Source organism: Collinsella sp. HCP3S3_E11 (genome assembly GCF_052067375.1).
Lineage (GTDB): Bacteria > Actinomycetota > Coriobacteriia > Coriobacteriales > Coriobacteriaceae > Collinsella.
On record NZ_JBQHQI010000043.1, the window covers coordinates 1 to 329 of the forward strand.

Annotated in this window: 1 pseudogene; it reads left to right on the top strand. The window is 65.3% G+C overall.

Annotated features, from left to right (window positions below):
• A pseudogene (locus ACTM86_RS08985) lies at positions 1-329 on the top strand (amino acid:proton antiporter); the annotation flags it as partial.

Consider the following 329-nt stretch of genomic DNA (forward strand, 5'->3'; position numbering starts at 1 on the left):
CACCTACATCCCGATGTTCCCGGCGTTCCTCAACCTCCGCAAGAACGACCCGAACCGCGAGCGCATCTTCACGTTCCCGTTCAAGGGCGCGATGATGAAGGTCATGCTGGCTATCCCCTGCATCGAGCTGATCCTGGCCATCGTCGCGACGCTGGTGCCGTTCTCCGCCGCCGAGGTCGGCGAGAAGGTCCCGATGATCATCATCTTCATCGTGCTCGTGCTCATCGGCGAGGTCGTCCGCGTCGTCAGCGCCAAGGGCCGCGAGACCGAGTACAAGGGCCTCACCCCCGAGCTGGCCGCCCAGCGCCTCGCCGAGGAGGCCGAGGAGA